This is a genomic window from Mesorhizobium sp. M4B.F.Ca.ET.214.01.1.1 (assembly GCF_004791545.1).
GTDB classification, from domain to species: domain Bacteria; phylum Pseudomonadota; class Alphaproteobacteria; order Rhizobiales; family Rhizobiaceae; genus Mesorhizobium; species Mesorhizobium abyssinicae.
Map to the genome: position 1 here is coordinate 117,235 of NZ_SRUX01000013.1, position 17,713 is coordinate 134,947.

General features: G+C 65.5%; 19 protein-coding genes. 16 read left to right on the forward strand and 3 right to left on the reverse strand.

Features of this window, described 5'->3' with window-relative positions; genetic code table 11:
- Nucleotides 1–76: 76 nt before the first annotated feature.
- The 3 genes from EN857_RS24295 to EN857_RS24305 form a co-directional block, all read right to left on the reverse strand.
- Nucleotides 77–724: a dihydrofolate reductase family protein gene (locus EN857_RS24295; RefSeq protein ID WP_127393788.1), complete on the reverse strand. Its 648-nt coding sequence runs from the start codon at nucleotides 722–724 to the stop codon at nucleotides 77–79.
- A 196-nt stretch (nucleotides 725–920) separates the two neighbouring features.
- Nucleotides 921–1,952 (reverse strand): porphobilinogen synthase, encoded by a 1,032-nt coding sequence (gene hemB / locus EN857_RS24300; RefSeq protein ID WP_127393787.1) that lies wholly within the window; start codon nucleotides 1,950–1,952, stop codon nucleotides 921–923.
- A 75-nt stretch (nucleotides 1,953–2,027) separates the two neighbouring features.
- Complete coding sequence (locus tag EN857_RS24305) at nucleotides 2,028–2,849, reverse strand: DUF2066 domain-containing protein (protein ID WP_128346474.1); 822 nt, start codon at nucleotides 2,847–2,849, stop codon at nucleotides 2,028–2,030.
- A gap of 192 nt (nucleotides 2,850–3,041) precedes the next feature.
- On the opposite strand from EN857_RS24305, the gene EN857_RS24310 reads away from it, so the two are divergent.
- From EN857_RS24310 to EN857_RS24385, 16 genes are all read left to right on the forward strand, one after another.
- The gene (locus EN857_RS24310) at nucleotides 3,042–4,085 is read left to right on the forward strand and encodes an enoyl-CoA hydratase/isomerase family protein (protein ID WP_128346475.1); all 1,044 of its coding nucleotides are present in this window, start codon (nucleotides 3,042–3,044) and stop codon (nucleotides 4,083–4,085) included.
- Entirely contained in the window at nucleotides 4,082–4,504 is a 423-nt protein-coding gene (locus tag EN857_RS24315) for a DUF6163 family protein (RefSeq protein WP_135859285.1), read from the forward strand. Before EN857_RS24310 ends, EN857_RS24315 begins: the two co-directional genes overlap by 4 nt.
- Nucleotides 4,505–4,721: 217 nt before the next feature.
- The gene (locus EN857_RS24320) at nucleotides 4,722–5,237 is read left to right on the forward strand and encodes a winged helix DNA-binding protein (RefSeq protein WP_126054949.1); all 516 of its coding nucleotides are present in this window, start codon (nucleotides 4,722–4,724) and stop codon (nucleotides 5,235–5,237) included.
- A 175-nt stretch (nucleotides 5,238–5,412) separates the two neighbouring features.
- Nucleotides 5,413–5,829 carry a hypothetical protein gene (locus tag EN857_RS24325; protein WP_245521661.1) on the forward strand — a complete coding sequence of 139 codons (417 nt, stop codon included), beginning with the start codon at nucleotides 5,413–5,415 and terminating at the stop codon, nucleotides 5,827–5,829.
- Nucleotides 5,830–6,150: 321 nt separating this feature from the next.
- Nucleotides 6,151–7,404, forward strand: coding sequence for a murein L,D-transpeptidase (locus tag EN857_RS24330; protein WP_127309873.1), 1,254 nt, complete (start codon nucleotides 6,151–6,153; stop codon nucleotides 7,402–7,404).
- Nucleotides 7,405–7,539: 135 nt separating this feature from the next.
- The gene (locus tag EN857_RS24335) at nucleotides 7,540–9,180 is read left to right on the forward strand and encodes a Na+/H+ antiporter (protein WP_127394106.1); all 1,641 of its coding nucleotides are present in this window, start codon (nucleotides 7,540–7,542) and stop codon (nucleotides 9,178–9,180) included.
- Nucleotides 9,181–9,353: 173 nt separating this feature from the next.
- Complete coding sequence (gene glyA, locus EN857_RS24340; protein WP_127285742.1) at nucleotides 9,354–10,667, forward strand: serine hydroxymethyltransferase; 1,314 nt, start codon at nucleotides 9,354–9,356, stop codon at nucleotides 10,665–10,667.
- A gap of 83 nt (nucleotides 10,668–10,750) precedes the next feature.
- Nucleotides 10,751–11,377, forward strand: coding sequence for a hypothetical protein (locus tag EN857_RS24345; protein ID WP_245509036.1), 627 nt, complete (start codon nucleotides 10,751–10,753; stop codon nucleotides 11,375–11,377).
- Between the two features lie 21 nt (nucleotides 11,378–11,398).
- On the forward strand, nucleotides 11,399–11,728 hold the full coding sequence (locus tag EN857_RS24350; protein WP_127285741.1) for a GlpM family protein: 330 nt from the start codon (nucleotides 11,399–11,401) through the stop codon (nucleotides 11,726–11,728).
- 86 nt (nucleotides 11,729–11,814) lie between these two features.
- The gene (gene nrdR / locus EN857_RS24355) at nucleotides 11,815–12,294 is read left to right on the forward strand and encodes a transcriptional regulator NrdR (protein WP_010915593.1); all 480 of its coding nucleotides are present in this window, start codon (nucleotides 11,815–11,817) and stop codon (nucleotides 12,292–12,294) included.
- 2 nt (nucleotides 12,295–12,296) lie between these two features.
- Nucleotides 12,297–13,424: a bifunctional diaminohydroxyphosphoribosylaminopyrimidine deaminase/5-amino-6-(5-phosphoribosylamino)uracil reductase RibD gene (ribD, locus tag EN857_RS24360; RefSeq protein WP_127392531.1), complete on the forward strand. Its 1,128-nt coding sequence runs from the start codon at nucleotides 12,297–12,299 to the stop codon at nucleotides 13,422–13,424.
- A 49-nt stretch (nucleotides 13,425–13,473) separates the two neighbouring features.
- Complete coding sequence (locus EN857_RS24365; RefSeq protein ID WP_127287175.1) at nucleotides 13,474–14,091, forward strand: riboflavin synthase; 618 nt, start codon at nucleotides 13,474–13,476, stop codon at nucleotides 14,089–14,091.
- Between the two features lie 95 nt (nucleotides 14,092–14,186).
- Nucleotides 14,187–14,681, forward strand: a complete 495-nt coding sequence (ribH, locus tag EN857_RS24370) for a 6,7-dimethyl-8-ribityllumazine synthase (protein WP_127287176.1) — start codon at nucleotides 14,187–14,189, stop codon at nucleotides 14,679–14,681.
- A complete protein-coding gene (gene nusB / locus EN857_RS24375) occupies nucleotides 14,678–15,178 on the forward strand; it encodes a transcription antitermination factor NusB (RefSeq protein ID WP_127287177.1) in 501 nt (166 codons plus the stop codon). The genes ribH and nusB overlap by 4 nt, the downstream gene beginning before the upstream one ends.
- Nucleotides 15,175–16,395 (forward strand): MFS transporter, encoded by a 1,221-nt coding sequence (locus EN857_RS24380; protein WP_127392532.1) that lies wholly within the window; start codon nucleotides 15,175–15,177, stop codon nucleotides 16,393–16,395. Before nusB ends, EN857_RS24380 begins: the two co-directional genes overlap by 4 nt.
- A 156-nt stretch (nucleotides 16,396–16,551) precedes the next feature.
- Nucleotides 16,552–17,463 carry an ABC transporter substrate-binding protein gene (locus tag EN857_RS24385; RefSeq protein ID WP_127284702.1) on the forward strand — a complete coding sequence of 304 codons (912 nt, stop codon included), beginning with the start codon at nucleotides 16,552–16,554 and terminating at the stop codon, nucleotides 17,461–17,463.
- Nucleotides 17,464–17,713 lie beyond the last annotated feature (250 nt).

The window sequence follows — 17,713 nt, forward strand, 5'->3', positions numbered from 1 at the left end:
GCCCTGCCGGGCATTTCTCCCCGTATGGTGACGGGGAGAAAGGGCTGTCTCACCGGCTTTCGCCAAACCGCCAAAGTCACGCCCGCTCAATCACCACATGCGTGGCGAGGGGCGTCGCCACCTGCTCGGTGCACTGGTAGCCAAGGCCCGGCATGTCCAGGCCGGCGAAAAGATGCTCCCCCTTGCCGAGCAGCACCGGCGATACCGCCAGGTGCATCTCGTCGATGAGCCGCTCCTGCAGATACTGCCGGACGGTCGAAACGCCGCCGCCGACGCGCACATCCTTGCCGCCAGCCGCCTCCCTGGCCTGTTCCAGCGCCGAATGGATGCCGTCGGTGACGAAATGGAACGTCGTCCCACCTTCCATCTCGATCGGCGCGCGTTTGTGGTGCGTGAGCACGAAAGTCGGCACGTGATAGGGCGGGTTGTCACCCCACCAGCCTTTCCAGCTGTCGTCCGGCCAGTCGCCGCGGATCGGTCCGAACATGTTGCGGCCCAGGATCCAGGCGCCGACATTCTCGAAGCTGCGCGCCGCGAACACGTCGTCCGTGTCGGTGGTGCCGCCGTCCTGGCCCATCACAACCTTGCGAAAAAAGCGGGTGCCGATCATCCATTTGTGGAGGTTCTCGCCGCCGATACCGAGTGGGTTGGCGAGATCCTGGTCAGGGCCGGCCCCGAAGCCGTCGAGCGACAGGGTGAAAGCGTTGACTCGCAGTTTCGACATGACTGCCTCCTCATAACCAGTTGTAATTTGCAAGCGGTTGTTATGTAGCAGACTGATTGCGAATTGCAAGCGGAGTTTTCGGGCGGCCAAAGACGAGCGCGACGCATCGCGCGCCGTTGGGCCGGCAGGCGGAATTGTTCCGTAAGATCGAGCCAATCGCCAGCGGCCGTCCCCCGCAAGCCGATGTTCGGGAAGGCTATCCCTTCAGCATCGCCGCCACTTCCGGCGCGAAATAGGTCAGGATGCCGTCGCAGCCGGCGCGTTTCAGCGCGAGCAGTGATTCCAGCATCGCCTTCTCGCCGTCGATCCAGCCATTGGCGGCGGCCGCCTTGATCATCGAATATTCGCCCGACACCTGGTAGGCAAAGGTCGGCATCTGCAGCTCGTCCTTCAGCCGTCGGATGATGTCGAGATAGGGCAGGCCGGGCTTGACCATCAGCATGTCGGCGCCTTCGGCGAGGTCCTGCTCGGCCTCGCGCAGCGCTTCGTCCGAATTGGCGTGGTCGAGATAGTAGGTCTTCTTGTCGCCTTTGAGCAGGCCGGCCGTGCCCACCGCCTCGCGATACGGGCCGTAGAAGGCGGAGGCGAACTTCGTGGCGTAGGACATGATCGCCACGTCCTGGAAACCATTGGCGTCGAGCGCGTCGCGAATGGCGCCGATGCGGCCGTCCATCATGTCCGACGGCGCGATGATGTCGGCGCCGGCCGCTGCCTGGATGACGGCCGCCGCCGCCACTTGTTCCACGGTCTCGTCATTGACGATGATGCCGTCGCGCAGGATGCCGTCATGGCCATGGCTGGTGAACGGATCGAGCGCGGCGTCGGTGATGATGCCGATCTCCGGCACCGCATGCTTGATGGCGCGGGTGGTGCGGTTGATGATGTTTTCCGGATCGAGGATGTGCGAGCCGGTCTGGTCGCGCAGCGAAAGCTCGACATTGGGAAAAGTGGCTATCGCCGGAATGCCGAGCTTTGCCGCGCGCTCGGCTTCCTTGACGGCGAGATCGAGCGACAGGCGGAACACGCCGGGCATGGCGGCGATCGGCTCGCGCACTTGCTTGCCGTCGACGACGAAGATAGGCCAGATCAGGTCGTCGACCGAAAGCCGGTTTTCCTGCACCAGGCGTCGCGACCAGTCGGCCTTGCGCATGCGCCTCAGCCGCCGGCTGCCGGTGATCTCGTCGACGCTGCGGGCGCCGGCAGGCTTTGCGGGGGTGAATCTGTTCATCGCCAAAACTCTCGTTTGGCCGGGTTTTAACACGGGCACTCACCGCAGACCAATGCGACACGATTGTGCCAGCCCTCAGGGTTGCCCGTTGCCCGACAGGACCTGTGCCGCGCCCCGGATAGCGACACGGAACGCCTCGTCGAAGCTGACGCCGCGCACTTGCCAGCGGTAGGTCTTGCCGTCTTCACCAAGCCGCCAGTCGGCGATCCAGCCCAGGTCCTTGTCGCTCCACACGATGCTGCCGGCGAGCGCGTGATCGGCTCCCGCCTTTTTCGCGAGTTGATCGAGCCCCGCAATGTCGGCTGCGCGCAGCGCCTTCTCGTCCATGCCGGAAACCAGCTCTGCCGGCGGGAAAGTGACGCGCATCAGCATCGGCGCCGTCGCATTGACGAAAGATTCGCGCATCGCCTCGCCGCGCCCGTCGTCGGCCGTCAGCACGAAATGCCGTTCGCCCTGCTCGGCGCTGAGGAGGATGGCGAGGCGCGGCCGCTCGCCGAGCCAAGGCTTGCTGCCGAGCTGCGCCAGCACCTTGTCCAGCACGGCGGGCTTGTAGAGGCAGGTGAGGTCGTGTGGCCGGTCATGCGTGCCTTGCTCGTCATGCACCGGAATCCCCTCCAGCCGGTCGCGGTAGCGGAAGCTGTCGACGAAATCGCCCGCCTTGTCGCGCAGCGCCGCCATCTCCGGCTTTGCCGGCAGGCGCTGATCGCCGGAAACCCTGACCAGCACCCGGTCCAGGCAATCCTTGAAACCGATCTGTCGGTTCACCTCGCCGGTGCCGGTGACGATGGTCTGCGACTGATAGAGGTCGTCGATCGTTGCGGCCATGGCGCCACGCGGCGCCGGCACGGCGGCGAGCAGGCCGATGATTGCAATGCCGAGACGCCAAAGTCCGGACATGGCTCCCCCGAAGTCCGTCAGGCAGCTTGTCGATCCTGCCGTTGCTCCCCGCTTCTCCGCGAGGACTGCCGCTTCGTAGCACCGGCCGCAGGCGGCCGCCAATACGAAGGCGATCTCCTCCTGCCATTGACGGACATGTGCGCCAGCCTTTAGCACTTCAGTCCCGCATGCGCGGGGGAGGATTCTCTTACGATGGATTTTGGCGGAGGCGACGAAATTCGCTTCGAGCGGTTGGGCAGGGCCGGGGTCGTCACGCTGACGCGGCCGCAGGCGCTCAACGCTCTCACCCACGTCATGGTCAAGGCGCTCGGCAAGGCGCTCGACGCCTGGGAGCGGGACGACGGCGTCGATGTGGTGGTCGTCAAGGCCGAGGGCAGGGCATTCTGCGCCGGCGGCGACATCCTGCACGTCTACGAGGCCGGCCGCGCCGGGCAGCCGCCGGTCGAGTTCTTCGCCGACGAATACCGCCTCAACGCCCGCATCAAGCGATTCAAGAAACCCTACGTTGCGCTGATCAACGGCATCGTCATGGGTGGCGGCGTCGGCATCTCCTTCCACGGCTCGCAGCGCGTGCTGACCGAAAATGCCCAGTTCGCCATGCCGGAGGTCGGCATCGGTTTCTTCCCCGATGTCGGCGGCAGCCATCTGCTGCCGGATCTCGGTGGCAGCTTCGGCATGTACCTGGCGCTGACCGGCAACCGCATCCGCCACGGGGACGCGCTCTGGTCGGGACTGGCCACCCACACCATCAAGGCCGAGGACCAGGCCGCCTTCCTCGACCGGCTCTGCGCCACCGGCGATCCGGAATCGGTGCTGCGCGGGTTTTTCATCCCGGCCAGGCGCGAGACCGACCGGCCGGTGCTGGAAGCGATCGCGCGCCATTTCGCCCAACCCTCTTTGTCCGATGTCATCGCCAGCCTCGATCGGGCCGCGCCCTCCGACGAGTTCGCCGCAAAGACCCTGGCGACGATCAGGACGCGCTCGCCGACCAGCCTGCATGTCGCCTGGCGCCAGATCAGCGCCGGGCTGACGCTGTCGATGGACGAGTGCATGAAGATGGAGTTCCGCATCCTCAACCGCATGCTGGCCGGCCACGACTTCTACGAAGGCATCCGCGCCGCCATCATCGACAAGGGCTCGACGCCGCGCTGGCGTCCGGCAGGCCTGGACGACGTCGGCGTCGCCGATGTCGACGCCTATTTCGCGCCGCTCGGCGAGCGGGAGCTCGACCTGTGAGCGAGGTGACCTCCAGGCGCGTCGTGCTGCAGCCCTCGACCACCGAAATCATTTTCGCCTGGTTCCAGCGCGTCATCGCCGGCTACTGCCTGCTGTTCGGCATCCTCTACTGGATCCGGCTGATCGGCTTCCATCCCGGTCCGCTCTGGCGCTTCGACCTGATGCCGGTGCACTGGCAGGTGGCCGCGGTGACGCTCGCCGTCTTCTTTCCCTTCGCCGCCGCTGGCCTGTGGATGCTGGCCTCCTGGGGGCCGGTGATCTGGTTCATCTGCGCCGCGACCGAGATTGTGATGTATGTCGGCTTTCCCGATCTGTTCGGCCACCGCCCGCTGATCATCGCCTCGCATGCCGCGGTGGCGCTGCTCTACATCGCCTTCCGGGTGGTGATCTGGCTGCAGAAGCGCCAGGCCCAGCGCTAGCCCGGAAGCGCGGGCAATTTGCTCCGGAAACGGTGCCTAAATCTTTAGGTTAATTATCCTTGCTGGGGTGACCGTTCGTTAAGCCTCTTTCGAAACCTCTTACCGGTAAGCTCTTGTTAGCCTTGGCGTTTAAGTCGAATTTTATGAGTATTCGATAGTGTCGCGATCAAGGTGAAAGACAAAAAAATCACCGGGCGACAAACGAGAGGCAAAGACAATGATCAATTCGCGTCCGGCGGCGAAGACCGCCACCGTATCCGACGACCGCCGCGAGGCGATCCGTTCGCTTTACATGGAATCGCTGCAGCTGGTGGAGCGCCTGCACCGCCGTCTGCTTGACGTGATCAAGGACGAGTTCGACCGCAACGGCCGTTCCGACATCAACGCTATCCAGGCGCTGCTGCTCTTCAACATCGGCAATTCGGAGCTGACCGCCGGCGAACTGCGCTCGCGTGGCTACTATCTCGGCTCGAATGTCTCCTACAATCTGAAGAAGCTGGTCGACCTCGGCTTCATCAACCACCAGCGCTCGCGCATCGACCGGCGTTCGGTCCGCGTCTCGCTGACGCCGAAGGGCAACGAGGTGGCCGAAGTGGTCGCCGGTCTCTATGAGCGTCATGTCGGCTCGATCGAGCAGGTCGGCGGCATCAACACCGACGAGTTCAAGCAGATGAACCGCGCCCTCCAGCGGCTGGACCGCTTCTGGAACGACACCATCGCCTACCGGATGTAAGCCGCATCCGCGCCGAGGGACCGCGCCGCGGAAGCGCGGGCAGGGGAAACAGTCGGGGACCGGTGTCGAAAGGCGCCGGTCCCTTTTCCTTTTCCCGATGCAAAGGGATATTTCGGAAGCGCCGCGCCCATCGGCAGGGCGTCTACGCTGTTTGCTTTCGCTGCGGCACTGCCTAATGTCGCTTGCTGGCGAGGGAGCGAACATGAACCTGAAAAACCGTTCAAGGATCGCCGCGGTGCTTCTGTTGATTTCGACCGCGGCCTCCGCCGAGGAGTGGTGGAAGGATTCTTTCGCCGCCGAAGGCAGCGCCCCGTGCGACAACAACGATACGATCGTGACATTCACCGACAAGGCGGTCGAGATGTGGGAGGTCGGCTGCTCGCTGGAGAAGGTGCAGAAGATCGGCGGCCTCGACGCGATCATTCTGGACATGACCTGTTCGGACGGTGAGACCACGGAAAAGAGACGCGAGCTGCTGCTCAAGCTGGAGGACAACAAGGTCATGCGTTATCCCCGGCAAGAGGTGTTGCAGCGATGTTCGGAGCTGAAGGCGCAGCCAGGTCCGGATCCGAAGGATAAGACTCCGAACTGAGGTCGGCACGCGACGGCGCAGACCGAGGACGAAGGATGCCTGGATTGTTCAGCGGTGCCGAAAAGCACCGTTCCTTTCTTTTCGTCGCGTCGCCTGGCGCAAATCGCGCGCCAAGGCCAAATTGCCGCCATAATCCCGGTGAAAGCGAGAATACGGGTGATGCTGCGGCCACAGGCCTGCCTTCACCCTGAAGTTGCGTCGCGCCGCGTGTTTCACGCCGAAGCGATGCGGTCATGGTTGGCTAATTGTTAAGATTGCCAATCCTAGAGTGCGGGCGAGATCGCCCGTTGATCAGATGCTTAGAGAATGTCTGGAACGTCCATGAGAACCAGCCGCCGTTTCTTCCTTTCCGGAGCTTCCGCGCTTGCCGCAGCCATGGTTGCCAACAGCGCCAGCGCGCAGGACGTGATCGGGGATATCCTGAAATCATCGGCCCGCGGCAATTGGGACGACCAATTCGACGCCCGCGCCAGCGAGGGCGGCAAGGTGGCCTCGACGCTGCCGATCTTCAGCCTGCAGACCGTCGCCTTCACCGAGCAGGCGGTGGCGCAGTACCAGACCATCGCCGGCCAGGGCGGCTGGGAGCAGGTGCCCGCGACCAAGAAGCTGCAGCTCGGCGTCGATGACCCCGATGTGGTGCCGCTGCGCAAGCGGCTGATGATCTCGGGCGATCTGTCGCAGAGCGCCGGCATCTCCAACTCGTTCGATTCCTACGTCGACGCCGCCGTCAAGCGTTTCCAGCTTCGCCACGGCCTGCCGGCCGACGGCGCCATGGGCAAATACACCTACACGGCGATGAATGTTTCGGCGCAGATCCGGCTTGGCCAGTTGCAGACCAATCTGCAGCGTCTGCGCGAAAAGGCTGGCACGCTCGGCAACCGTTACGTGCTGGTCGACATTCCGGCGGCCCAGATCGAGGCAGTCGAGAACGACCGCGTCGTGCTGCGCCACACCGCGATCGTCGGCAAGATCGACCGCCAGACCCCGATCGTGAATTCCAAGATCAACGAGATCATCGTCAATCCCTACTGGAATGCCCCGGTCTCGATCGTGCGCAAGGATATCATTCCGCTGATGCGCAAGGATCCCAACTACCTCAAGGACAGCCACATCCGCCTGTTCGCGCCGGATGGCAGCGAGGTCGACCCAATGACGGTCGACTGGTCGACGGATGACGCCGAGAAGTACCGCTTCCGCCAGGATCCGGGCGCCGGCAACGCCATGGCCTCGGTCAAGATCAACTTCCCCAGCCCGGATGGCGTCTACATGCACGACACGCCGCAGCAGAGCCTGTTCGGCAAGCTGATGCGCTTCGACTCCTCGGGCTGCGTGCGCGTCCAGAACGTGCGTGACCTCGTCACCTGGATCCTGCGCGACACGCCCGGTTGGGACCGCCAGCATTTCGAGGCGACGATCAAGACCGGCGAAAACACCCCGGTTCAGGTGACCAACCCGGTGCCGGTCCACTTCCTCTATCTTTCGGCATGGTCGACGGGCCCCGGCGTCGTGCAATTCCGCGACGACATCTACGGCCTTGACGGCAACGAAGAGCTGCAGATCACGTCTTCGCTCTAAGCGACTGGAATCTTTATTGAAAAGGCCGCCGATAGGCGGCCTTTTTGCTTTCCGCCTTCCGTCAGCTAGCCTTCGTCACGACTGGACGGCGCGACCTGCTTTGCGCATGGTCGGGCAATATTCGGAATCGCCGCCATGCATGTCGCCGTCTTCATCCTGGTCATGCTCGTGTTCGTCGCGCTTTCGGGCGCCCTGGTCCGGCTCGTGCGCGTTCCGTTGCCGGTGCTACAGATCGCCATAGGCGCGGCCCTTGCCTGGCCGGCGCGCGGCCTGCATGTCGAGATTGACCCGGAGCTGTTCCTCCTGGTGTTCATCCCGCCGCTCCTGTTCGGCGATGCCGTCGCCGCGCCCAAGCGCGAGCTTCTGGCGCTGCGCGGGCCGATCCTCGACCTCGCCATCGGGCTGGTCTTCTTCACCATCGTCGGCTTCGGCTATGCCTTGCACTGGCTGGTGCCGAGCATCCCGCTGGTCGTCGCCTTCGCGCTCGCCGCCGTGCTGTCGCCGACCGATGCGGTCGCCGTGTCCTCGATCGTCGACAGGAACGTGGTTCCGGCGCGGCTGATGCACATACTGGAGGGCGAGTCGCTGCTCAACGACGCGTCCGGCCTCGTCATGTTCCGCTTCGCCGTCGCGGCGGCGCTGACCGGCAGCTTCTCTTTGGCCGCTGCGTCGCTGACGTTCCTCTATGCGGTCGCCGCCGGCATCCTGGCCGGCGTGGTGGCGCTGATCGTCGCCGCCAAGACGCTGCAGTTGCTCAACCGCATCGGTGGCGTGCCGTCCGAGGCGCAGGTACTGGTGATGATCCTGATGCCCTTCATCGCCTATCTCATCGCCGAGCACGTCGAGGCCTCGGGCATCCTGGCAGCGGTCACCGCCGGCCTGCTCACCGGCGGCTCCGGCATCTTCCGCTATCTCGGCGTCTCGGCGCGCATGCAGACCATGTCGCTGTGGACGACGCTGTCCTTCATCTTCAACGGCGCGCTGTTCATCCTGCTTGGCCTGCAGCTTCCCGACATCATCCGCAACGTGCCGCCGGCACTTTCCAGCCGGCATTGGTTGATCGAGCCCGCGGCGACGGTGCTGATCCTGACGGTCTGCCTGATCGGCCTGCGCTTCCTGTGGATCTGGGTCGGTGACATCGCGCAGCGCGTGGGGGCGCGGTTCGGCAAGCACAAGGCCGAGCCGTTCGGGATGCGCGTTCGGCTCGCCGGTTCGGTCGCCGGCGTGCGCGGCGCCATCACGCTGGCCGGCATCCTGTCGCTGCCGCTCACCATGGCCGACGGCTCGCCCTTTCCGTCACGCGACGTCGTCATCTTCCTCGCCGCCGGCGTGATCATCTGTTCGCTGACGATCGCCAGCCTGGCCCTGCCGAAGATCGCGCGCGGGCTGGTCGAGCCCGGCGAGGACCCGGGCGCCGCCGAGGAACGGCGGGCGCGCGTCGGCGCCGCCAACGCGGCGATCGCCAGGATCGAGAGCATCGCCAATGAAGGGGGTGAGGGCGAGGCCGCCGAGGCGAGGCTCGCGGTCGCCGACAGCATCGTCGCCGGCTACCGCCGCCGCATAGCCGCCTCCGACGAGGCCGACGAGGCGCGCGCCGAGGCCCGCGAGGCGGGGCGCCTGGAACTGGAACTCAGGCACGCCGGCATCGAGGCCGAGCGGGGCGCCGTGCGCGCCATGTTCCGCAGCCGCGAGATCAACGACCATACGATGCGGGCGCTGCTTGCCGAGATCACGCTCACCGAAGCCCTGCTGAAAAGCCGGCGGGAGCGGAAATAGACCTCGCGCCGCTGGCGTTGACGCAAACCGGCCAGCAAATTTCGCGGCGCAAACGTGGCGAGGCGAAGACAACTGTGTTAATGGCGCGGCAATGCATGTCGCCCAAGAGTGCGCAGCGGTTTTGGGGCAACGATATGCATGAACAAATTGCCCCGAACCGGAGGATTTCAGGCATGGCAACAGCAGCGGCAGCGTCGAACAAATTCGAATCCTTCTTCGAGACCACGCTGGCCGACGCCGATCCGGAGATTTTCGGCGCCATCCGCAACGAGCTCGGCCGCCAGCGCCATGAGATTGAGCTGATCGCTTCCGAAAACATCGTCTCGCGCGCTGTCCTGGAAGCGCAGGGCTCGATCATGACCAACAAATATGCCGAGGGCTATCCAGGCAAGCGCTACTATGGCGGCTGCCAGTTCGTCGACGTGGCCGAGGAACTGGCCATCGAACGCGCGAAAAAGCTGTTCGGCTGCAACTTCGCCAACGTCCAGCCGAATTCCGGCAGCCAGATGAACCAGGCCGTATTCCTGGCGCTGCTGCAGCCCGGCGACACCTTCATGGGCCTCGACCTCAATTCCGGCGGCCATCTCACCCACGGCTCGCCGGTCAACATGAGCGGCAAGTGGTTCAAGGTCGTCTCCTACGGCGTGCGCAAGGACGACCATCTGCTCGACATGGACGCGATCGAGAAGACCGCGCATGAGACCAAGCCGAAGCTGATCCTGGCCGGCGGCACCGCCTATTCCCGCATCTGGGACTGGAAGCGTTTCCGCGAGATCGCCGATGCGGTGGGCGCCTATCTGATGGTCGACATGGCCCACATCGCCGGCCTCGTCGCCGGCGGCGTGCATCCGTCGCCGTTGCCGCACGCCCATGTCGTGACGACGACCACGCACAAGTCGCTGCGCGGCCCGCGTGGCGGCCTGATCCTTTGCAACGACGAAGACATCGCCAAGAAGATGAATTCGGCCGTCTTCCCGGGCCTGCAGGGCGGTCCGCTGATGCACGTCATCGCCGCCAAGGCGGTGGCGCTGGGCGAGGCGCTGAAGCCGAGCTTCAAGCTCTATGCCGAGAGCGTCGCCGCCAACGCCAAGGCGCTGGCATCGAGCCTGAAGGAGACGGGCCTCGACATCGTCTCCGGCGGCACCGATAACCACCTGATGCTGGTCGATCTGCGCCCCAAGAACGCCACCGGCAAGCGCGCCGAGGCGGCACTCGGCCGCGCCAACATCACCTGCAACAAGAACGGCATCCCCTTCGATCCGGAAAAGCCCTTCGTCACCTCGGGTGTGCGCCTCGGCACGCCGGCCGGCACGACGCGCGGCTTCGGCCAGGCCGAGTTCCGCGAGATCGGCAAGCTGATCGCCGAGGTGCTGGACGGGTTGAAGGTGGCGAACTCCGACGAGGGCAACGCGGCCGTCGAGGCGGCGGTGAAGGCCAAGGTCGTGGCGCTCACCGATCGCTTCCCGCTCTATCCCTATCTCGGTTGACCTGAAGCCTCGCGTCATTCTTATTGGCCACGACGGGAAGCGCCGCTCCGGATGGAGCGGCGATCCGGACAGGAGCCTTGTTGATGATGCGATTTCCATGTCTCGGCGCTCTCGCGGCGCTTCTGGCGGCCTCGCCGTTGACCGGCGCCGCCCAGGCGCAGACCACGACGACGGCGCCCAAGGCAGGGACGGCGCCGGCCGCATCGCCTGCGCCTGCGTCGCCCCCGCCTGCATCTCCCAAGACCGAGACCTTCGGCAGGTGGTCCACCATTATCGATGAAGTCAACACCGGTGAGGATGTGCGCAGAACCTGCGCCGCCTCGACGGCGTTCCTCGACCAGAACGGCACCGGCGGCACGCTGACGCTTGCCATCTCGAACGGCGACGCATTGCCGCCCGACGGCTATCCGAGCCTCGTCATCGCGCTGCGGAACAAGGATCTGCCGGCCGGCGAGAGCATTCCCGCAGTGTTTGGCGACGACAAGGGCAAGGTCAAGGCGACCGTCAGCGCCGATATCGGCGACCAGTGGATGCTGGACAACAAGAAGGACGTCGCGCTTGCCCTGCTGCGGGCCATGCGGCGCGCGGCCGCGATCGATGTCGTCTTCGCCAACAAGCCGGTTGCCAGCATATCGATGGACGGCTTCACCAAGGCCTACCGCAGCCTTGGCGCGTCCTGCGGCTTCCCGACCACCGACGTCGCGCCCTGACAGGCAGCAAGGAGCCGCGCCATGGACATTCTCTGGAAAGGTGTCGTCGGCGGCCTCGTCACGGCGCTGATCGTCTGGGCCTCGAAGCGCGGCAACGTCCTGCCCGGCATCCTGCCGCTGGCGCCGACCTTCGCGGTCATCGCGCTGCTCGCGGTCGGCGCCAAGGGCAACCCGACCGGCTTTCGCGAGGCCTGTCTCGCCGGCTTCAGGACGATCCCCGCCTATCTCGCCTTCCTCGGCGCCTGTTGGCTGTTCATCGAGAGGGTAGACTATCGGCTTGCCGTTCTCGGCGGTATCGCGGTCTGGCTGGCGGCGGCGCTGGCAATCTTCCTCGCGCCTCGCTATCTCTGAGGCACGGAAGGCCGTCCGTGCTTTGCCATCGCGGCAAAAACCTCTAAGCCTTCCGCTCACCAAGAATCGCCAACCGAAGGCTCTCCATGCGCTGTCCCTACTGCCAGTCCGAAGATACGCAGGTGAAGGATTCGCGCCCTGCCGAGGATGGCGCGGCGATCCGCAGGCGGCGCGTATGCCCCGATTGCGGCGGCCGTTTCACCACCTTCGAGCGCGTCCAGCTCCGCGACCTCGTCGTGGTCAAGAAATCCGGCCGCAAGGTGCCGTTCGACCGCGACAAGCTCTTGCGCTCGGTCGAGATCGCGGTGCGCAAGCGCAATGTCGATCCCGAGCGCATCGACCGCGCGGTCACCGGCATCGTGCGCCAGCTTGAAAGCTCCGGCGAGACCGAAGTGGCCTCGGGCGAGGTCGGCCGGCTGGTCATGGAGGCGCTGAAGTCGCTCGACGACGTCGCCTATGTCCGCTTCGCCTCGGTCTATCGCAATTTCCGCGAGGCCAAGGATTTCCATGAGCTGCTCGGCGAGCTGAAGGGCGACGAAGACAAGAGCGAAGAGGACGCAGGTTGAGCATGGCAGGGCCGCGACCAAGCCCGGCCGGGCAGGAAGCTCTCGATCGCCGTTTCATGGCGGCGGCGCTGCGGCTGTCGCGAAAAAACGCCGGACGCACCTCGACCAACCCGTCCGTCGGCACGATCATCGTCCGCGACGATGGCGCCGGGCCGATGATCGTCGGCACCGGCGTCACCGCGGTCGGTGGCCGGCCGCATGCCGAGACCGAAGCGCTGACCGAGGCGGGCGAACTCGCGCGCGGCGCCACCGCCTATGTGACGCTGGAGCCATGCGCCCACCACGGCCGCACGCCGCCTTGCGCCAACGCGCTGGTCAATGCCGGCATTGCGCGTGTCGTCGGCGCGGCCAGCGACCCCGATCCGCGCGTTTCCGGCCAAGGCTACGCCATCCTGCGTTCCGCGGGCATCGAGGTTGTCGAAAGAGTGCTCGCCGACGAGGCTTTGGAGCAGATGGCCGGTTACATGATTCGATCACTCAGGAAACGGCCGGAAATTATTCTGAAACTTGCGCTTTCCAGCGACGGAAAGATCGGCGTCGAGGGCGAGGGGCAGGTCGCGATCACCGGCGATATCGCGCGCCGCGAAGTCTATCTGATGCGCGCCGAAGCCGACGGCATCCTGATCGGCATCGGCACCGCGCTTGAGGACGATCCGGCGCTGACCGTACGGCTGCCCGGCCTGGAGAACCGCTCGCCGGCGCGCATCGTGCTCGACCGCCAGATCCGACTGCCGGACACCTCCAAGCTGGTCTCCGGCGTCGACCGCGTGCCGCTCTACCTCGCCGCCTGCCTCGAGGCCGATCCGCAGCGGCGGGCCACGCTTGAGCGCGCGGGCGTGCACTTCATCGGAACGGAAACGTATGGAGGTGAGGTGGCCTTGCCTGAGCTGCTCGAGGATCTGGCGGCGCTCGGCATGGCGAGCGTCCTGGTCGAGGGGGGCGCCAGGGTGGCCAAGGCTTTCCTCGACGAAGACCTGGTCGATCGCATCGTGCTGTTCGGCGGGCCGGACGCGATCGGCGAAGAAGGCATTGCATCGCCCATCGACGCCGACCATATCCCGGCAGGTTTCCGCAAGTTGCGCGAGATGCGCTTCGGCGAGGACAGCTACGCCGAGTGGGTAAGACCATGACCCAAGAAATGGGAACCGGTTTGGTCAACCTGAAAGACAGAGACATCTGATGTTCACGGGAATTGTTACCGATGTCGGCACCGTCGCTGCCGTGACGCCGCTCAGGGAAGGGGTCGGACTGCGCATCGACACCGCCTATGACCCGGAAGGCATCGCCATCGGCGCCTCGATCTCCTGCGCCGGCGTCTGCCTGACGGTGACGGCGTTGCCGGAAGGCGGCTCCAACGCCCGCTGGTTCGAGGTCGAGGCCTGGGAAGAGGCGCTCAGGCTGACCACAGCGATGGGCTGGAAGTCCGGCACTAGGATCAATCTGGAACGGGCGCTGAAGATCGGCGACGAGCTCGGCGGCCACATCGTGTCCGGTCATGTCGACGGCACGGCCGAGATTGTCGAGCGCAAGGACGAGGGCGACGCCGTGCGCTTCACGCTCGAAGCGCCGCGCGAGCTCGCGAAATTCATCGCGCCAAAGGGCTCGGTCGCGCTCGACGGCACTTCGCTCACCGTCAACAAGGTCGAGGGCACCCGCTTCGACGTGCTGCTGATCCACCATTCGCTGACCGTCACCACCTGGGGCGAACGCCAGGTCGGCGACCGCGTGAACCTCGAGATCGACACCATGGCTCGCTACGCCGCGCGCCTGGCGGAGGCGGCGAAAGAAGGGCTTTGAGCCACCCCGGCAAATTAGACCGGGCCTGAGCATCGGACAAAGCTTGCGAATGCTGCCGCTTCGGCCTAAGTCACCGGCGACCCCCGGAGACATCTATGGCTGGCATATCCCAACACGGCAAAGCGTTCATCCGTCCGAAGGACAAGGCGCACCTTCTCATCGTCGAGGCGCGCTTCCATGACGACCTTGCCGACGCGCTGCTCGAAGGCGCAACGAGTGCGCTGGACGAGGCAGGCGCGACCTATGACGTCGTCACCGTCCCCGGCTCGCTGGAAATCCCGGCAGTGATCACCTTCGCGCTCGACGGCGCCGCCGAAGGCGGCACCGCCTATGACGGTTTCGTGGCGCTGGGCACCATCGTGCGCGGCGACACCTACCATTTCGACATCGTCGCCAATGAATCGAGCCGCGCGCTGATGGACCTCTCCGTGCAGGAAGCGGTCTGCATCGGCAATGGCATCCTGACCACCGAGAACGACGCCCAGGCCTGGACGCGCGCCAGACGTTCGGAAGGCGACAAGGGCGGCTTTGCCGCGCGCGCGGCTCTGACCATGATCGCCCTCAAACAGCAGCTGGGAGCGCGATCGTGAGCGAGCCCGCGTCGCCCGGCCAGCCCACGGCCCGCCACGCCAACAAGCGCGGCGCCGCCCGGCTCGCCGCCGTGCAGGCGCTCTACCAGATGGACGTTGCCGGCAGTGGCGTGATCGAGATCACGGCCGAGTACGAAGCGTTCCGGCTCGGCAAGGAAGTCGACGGCGCGCTCTATCGCGAGGCCGATGCGCAATGGTTCCGCGCCATCCTCACCGGTGTCGTCGAGAACCAGAAGACCATCGATCCGGTCATCCGCCAGGCGCTGACCGACGACTGGCCGCTGTCGCGGCTGGATTCGACGCTGCGCGCCATCCTGCGCGCCGGCGTCTACGAGCTGATGAAGCGCGACGACGTTCCGGTGGCGGTGATCGTCTCGGAATATGTCGACATCGCCAAGGCCTTCTACGAGGAAGACGAACCGAAGCTCACCAACGCCGTGCTCGACCGCGTGTCGCGCCGGGTGCGCGGCGAAGGCCGCGGCAAGGACGCTTCGTGACGGCCGCGGCCGTCGTTGCCGAGGCCGGTAAGGAAGCGCGCCGCACGGCGCTGCTGCTTGCCGCCGCGCAGGCGATCATCGGCTCGGCCGCACCCATCGCCATCTCGCTTGGCGCGCTTGCGGGACAATACCTGCTTGGGCCCGACAAATCGCTGGCGACGGCGCCGGTCACCGGCTTCAACATCGGCGTGGCGCTGGGCGCGCTGCCGGCCGCCGCCATCATCCGCCAGCTCGGCCAGCGCGGCGGCTTCATGACCGGCACCGTCGTCACCGCGCTCGGCGGGCTTGTCGCGACGCTGGCGCTGTTCAACCCGAGTTTCTGGCTGTTCGCCTTCGGCCTGCTGGTGATCGGGGTGGGCGGCGCTTTCGTCCAGCAGTTCCGCTTCGCTGCCGCCGACAACGCGCCGCCCGAATTCAAGGCGCGCGCCATCTCTTTCGTGCTGGCGGGCGGCATCGTCACCGCCATTCTCGGGCCGCAGATCGTCATCTTCACACGCGAATCCTTCGCACCGGTGATGTTCGCCGGCTCGTTCGCCTCCATCCTGGTACTGTCGGCCGTCGGCGCGGTCATCCTGTCGTTTCTGCGCATCGCGCCCAAGGCGGTCGGCGGCGCCGCGGTCGAGGACAGCGACGCCAGGCCGCTATCCGAGATCGTCACCCAGCCGCGTTTCGTCGCGGCGCTGTTCTGCGTCGTCGGCAGCTATGCGCTGATGAGCTTCGTCATGACCGGCGCGCCGCTCGCCATGGTCGGCTGCGGCCTGTCGACGGATGATGCCACGCTTGGCATTTCCTGGCATGTGATGGCGATGTTCGGGCCGAGTTTCTTCACCGGCTCGCTGATCCACCGCTTCGGCGCCGAGCGCATCGTCGCCGCCGGCCTCGTGTTGCTGATCGGCTGCGCCGCGGTCGCTTTGTCAGGCCTGGCGCTGTGGCAGTTCTGGACGGCGCTGATCCTGCTCGGCCTCGGCTGGAATTTCGGCTTCATCGGCGCAACCTCGATGGTCGCCGCCAGCTACCGCCCGTCGGAAAAGAGCAAGGTGCAGGGCTTCCATGATTTCGTCCTGTTCGGCTCCGTCGCCTTCGCCTCGCTGATGTCCGGCGCGGTCTACAACGCCTGGGGCTGGGCGATGCTCAACTGGCTGGTGTTCCCGGTCTGCGCGCTCTGCTTCGTTGCGCTCGGAGCGTTGAAGGTGACGAGCTTGCGCGCAGCCAACTGACACCACCCTGTCCTGTACCGGCGCTGCCACGTTGGGCCAGCCCGTATAAAATTATTGCGTGTATCCCTGTTGTTATGAAACCGTGTGCCCCGACGGGGCGTTGAAGCCATGCTCATATGCGGCAACCGAATCCGGTTCACAGCAAGGGATTTCACCATGTTTTCAATCAAGCTTCTGGCTGGCGCCGCGCTTGCGCTCGGCATCACCGCTGCCTCGGCAAACGCTCAGGTCGTCGTGTCGTCGAAGATCGACACCGAGGGTGGCGTGCTCGGCAACATCATCCAGCTCGTGCTGAACGCCAACAACATCAAGACCACCGACCGTATCCAGCTCGGCGGCACGCCGGTGGTGCGCAAGGCGATCACCGCCGGCGAGATCGACATCTATCCGGAATATACCGGCAATGCCGCTTTCTTCTTCGAGAAGGCCGACGATCCGGTCTGGAAGGATGCCGCCAAGGCCTATGAGGCGGCCAAGAAGCTCGACTACGACGCCAACAAGATCGTCTGGCTGTCGCCATCGCCGGCCAACAACACCTGGGCGATCGCGCTGCGCAAGGAGGTCGCCGACGAGAACAAGCTGGCGACGCTCACCGACTTCGGCAAGTACGTGGCGGGCGGCGGCAAGGTCGTGCTTGCGGCCTCGGCCGAATTCGTCAATTCGGCGGCCGCCTTGCCGGCCTTCCAGACCACCTACGGCTTTGCGCTGAAGCCCGACCAGTTGATCACGCTCTCCGGCGGCGACACCGCGGCGACCATCGCGGCTGCCGCGAACCAGACCAACGGCGCCAATGCCGCCATGGTCTACGGCACCGACGGCGGCATCGCGCCTTCCGGCCTCGTCGTCCTCGACGACGACAAGGGTGTGCAGCCGGTCTACCAGCCGGCGCCGATCATCCGCGAGGCGGTGCTGAAGGAGCATCCCGAGATCGAGACGCTGCTGAAGCCGGTGTTCGCCAAGCTCGACCTCGTCACGCTGCAGGAACTCAACGGCCGCGTGCAGGTCGGCGGCGAGCCGGTCAAGGGCGTCGCCGAGGACTTTCTGAAGAAGAACGGGTTTTTGAAGTAGTCGCGATCGCGTCGAAGAAACGTACGCCGGTGCGAGGCGCCCCCCTCTGTCCTGCCGGACATCTCCCCCACAAGGGGGGAGATTGGCAGCTTCATCGCCGTCGCTTCTCTTGCCACGCTGGGGATTGGCGAAAGCCCGCGCGACATCTGATCTCCCCCCAAGTGGGGGAGATGTCCGGTAGCACAGAGGGGGCCGCGAAGGAACGAGGCCTTCCTATTTCTGCCTCTCCGAATTGCTGCGCGAGCAGCCG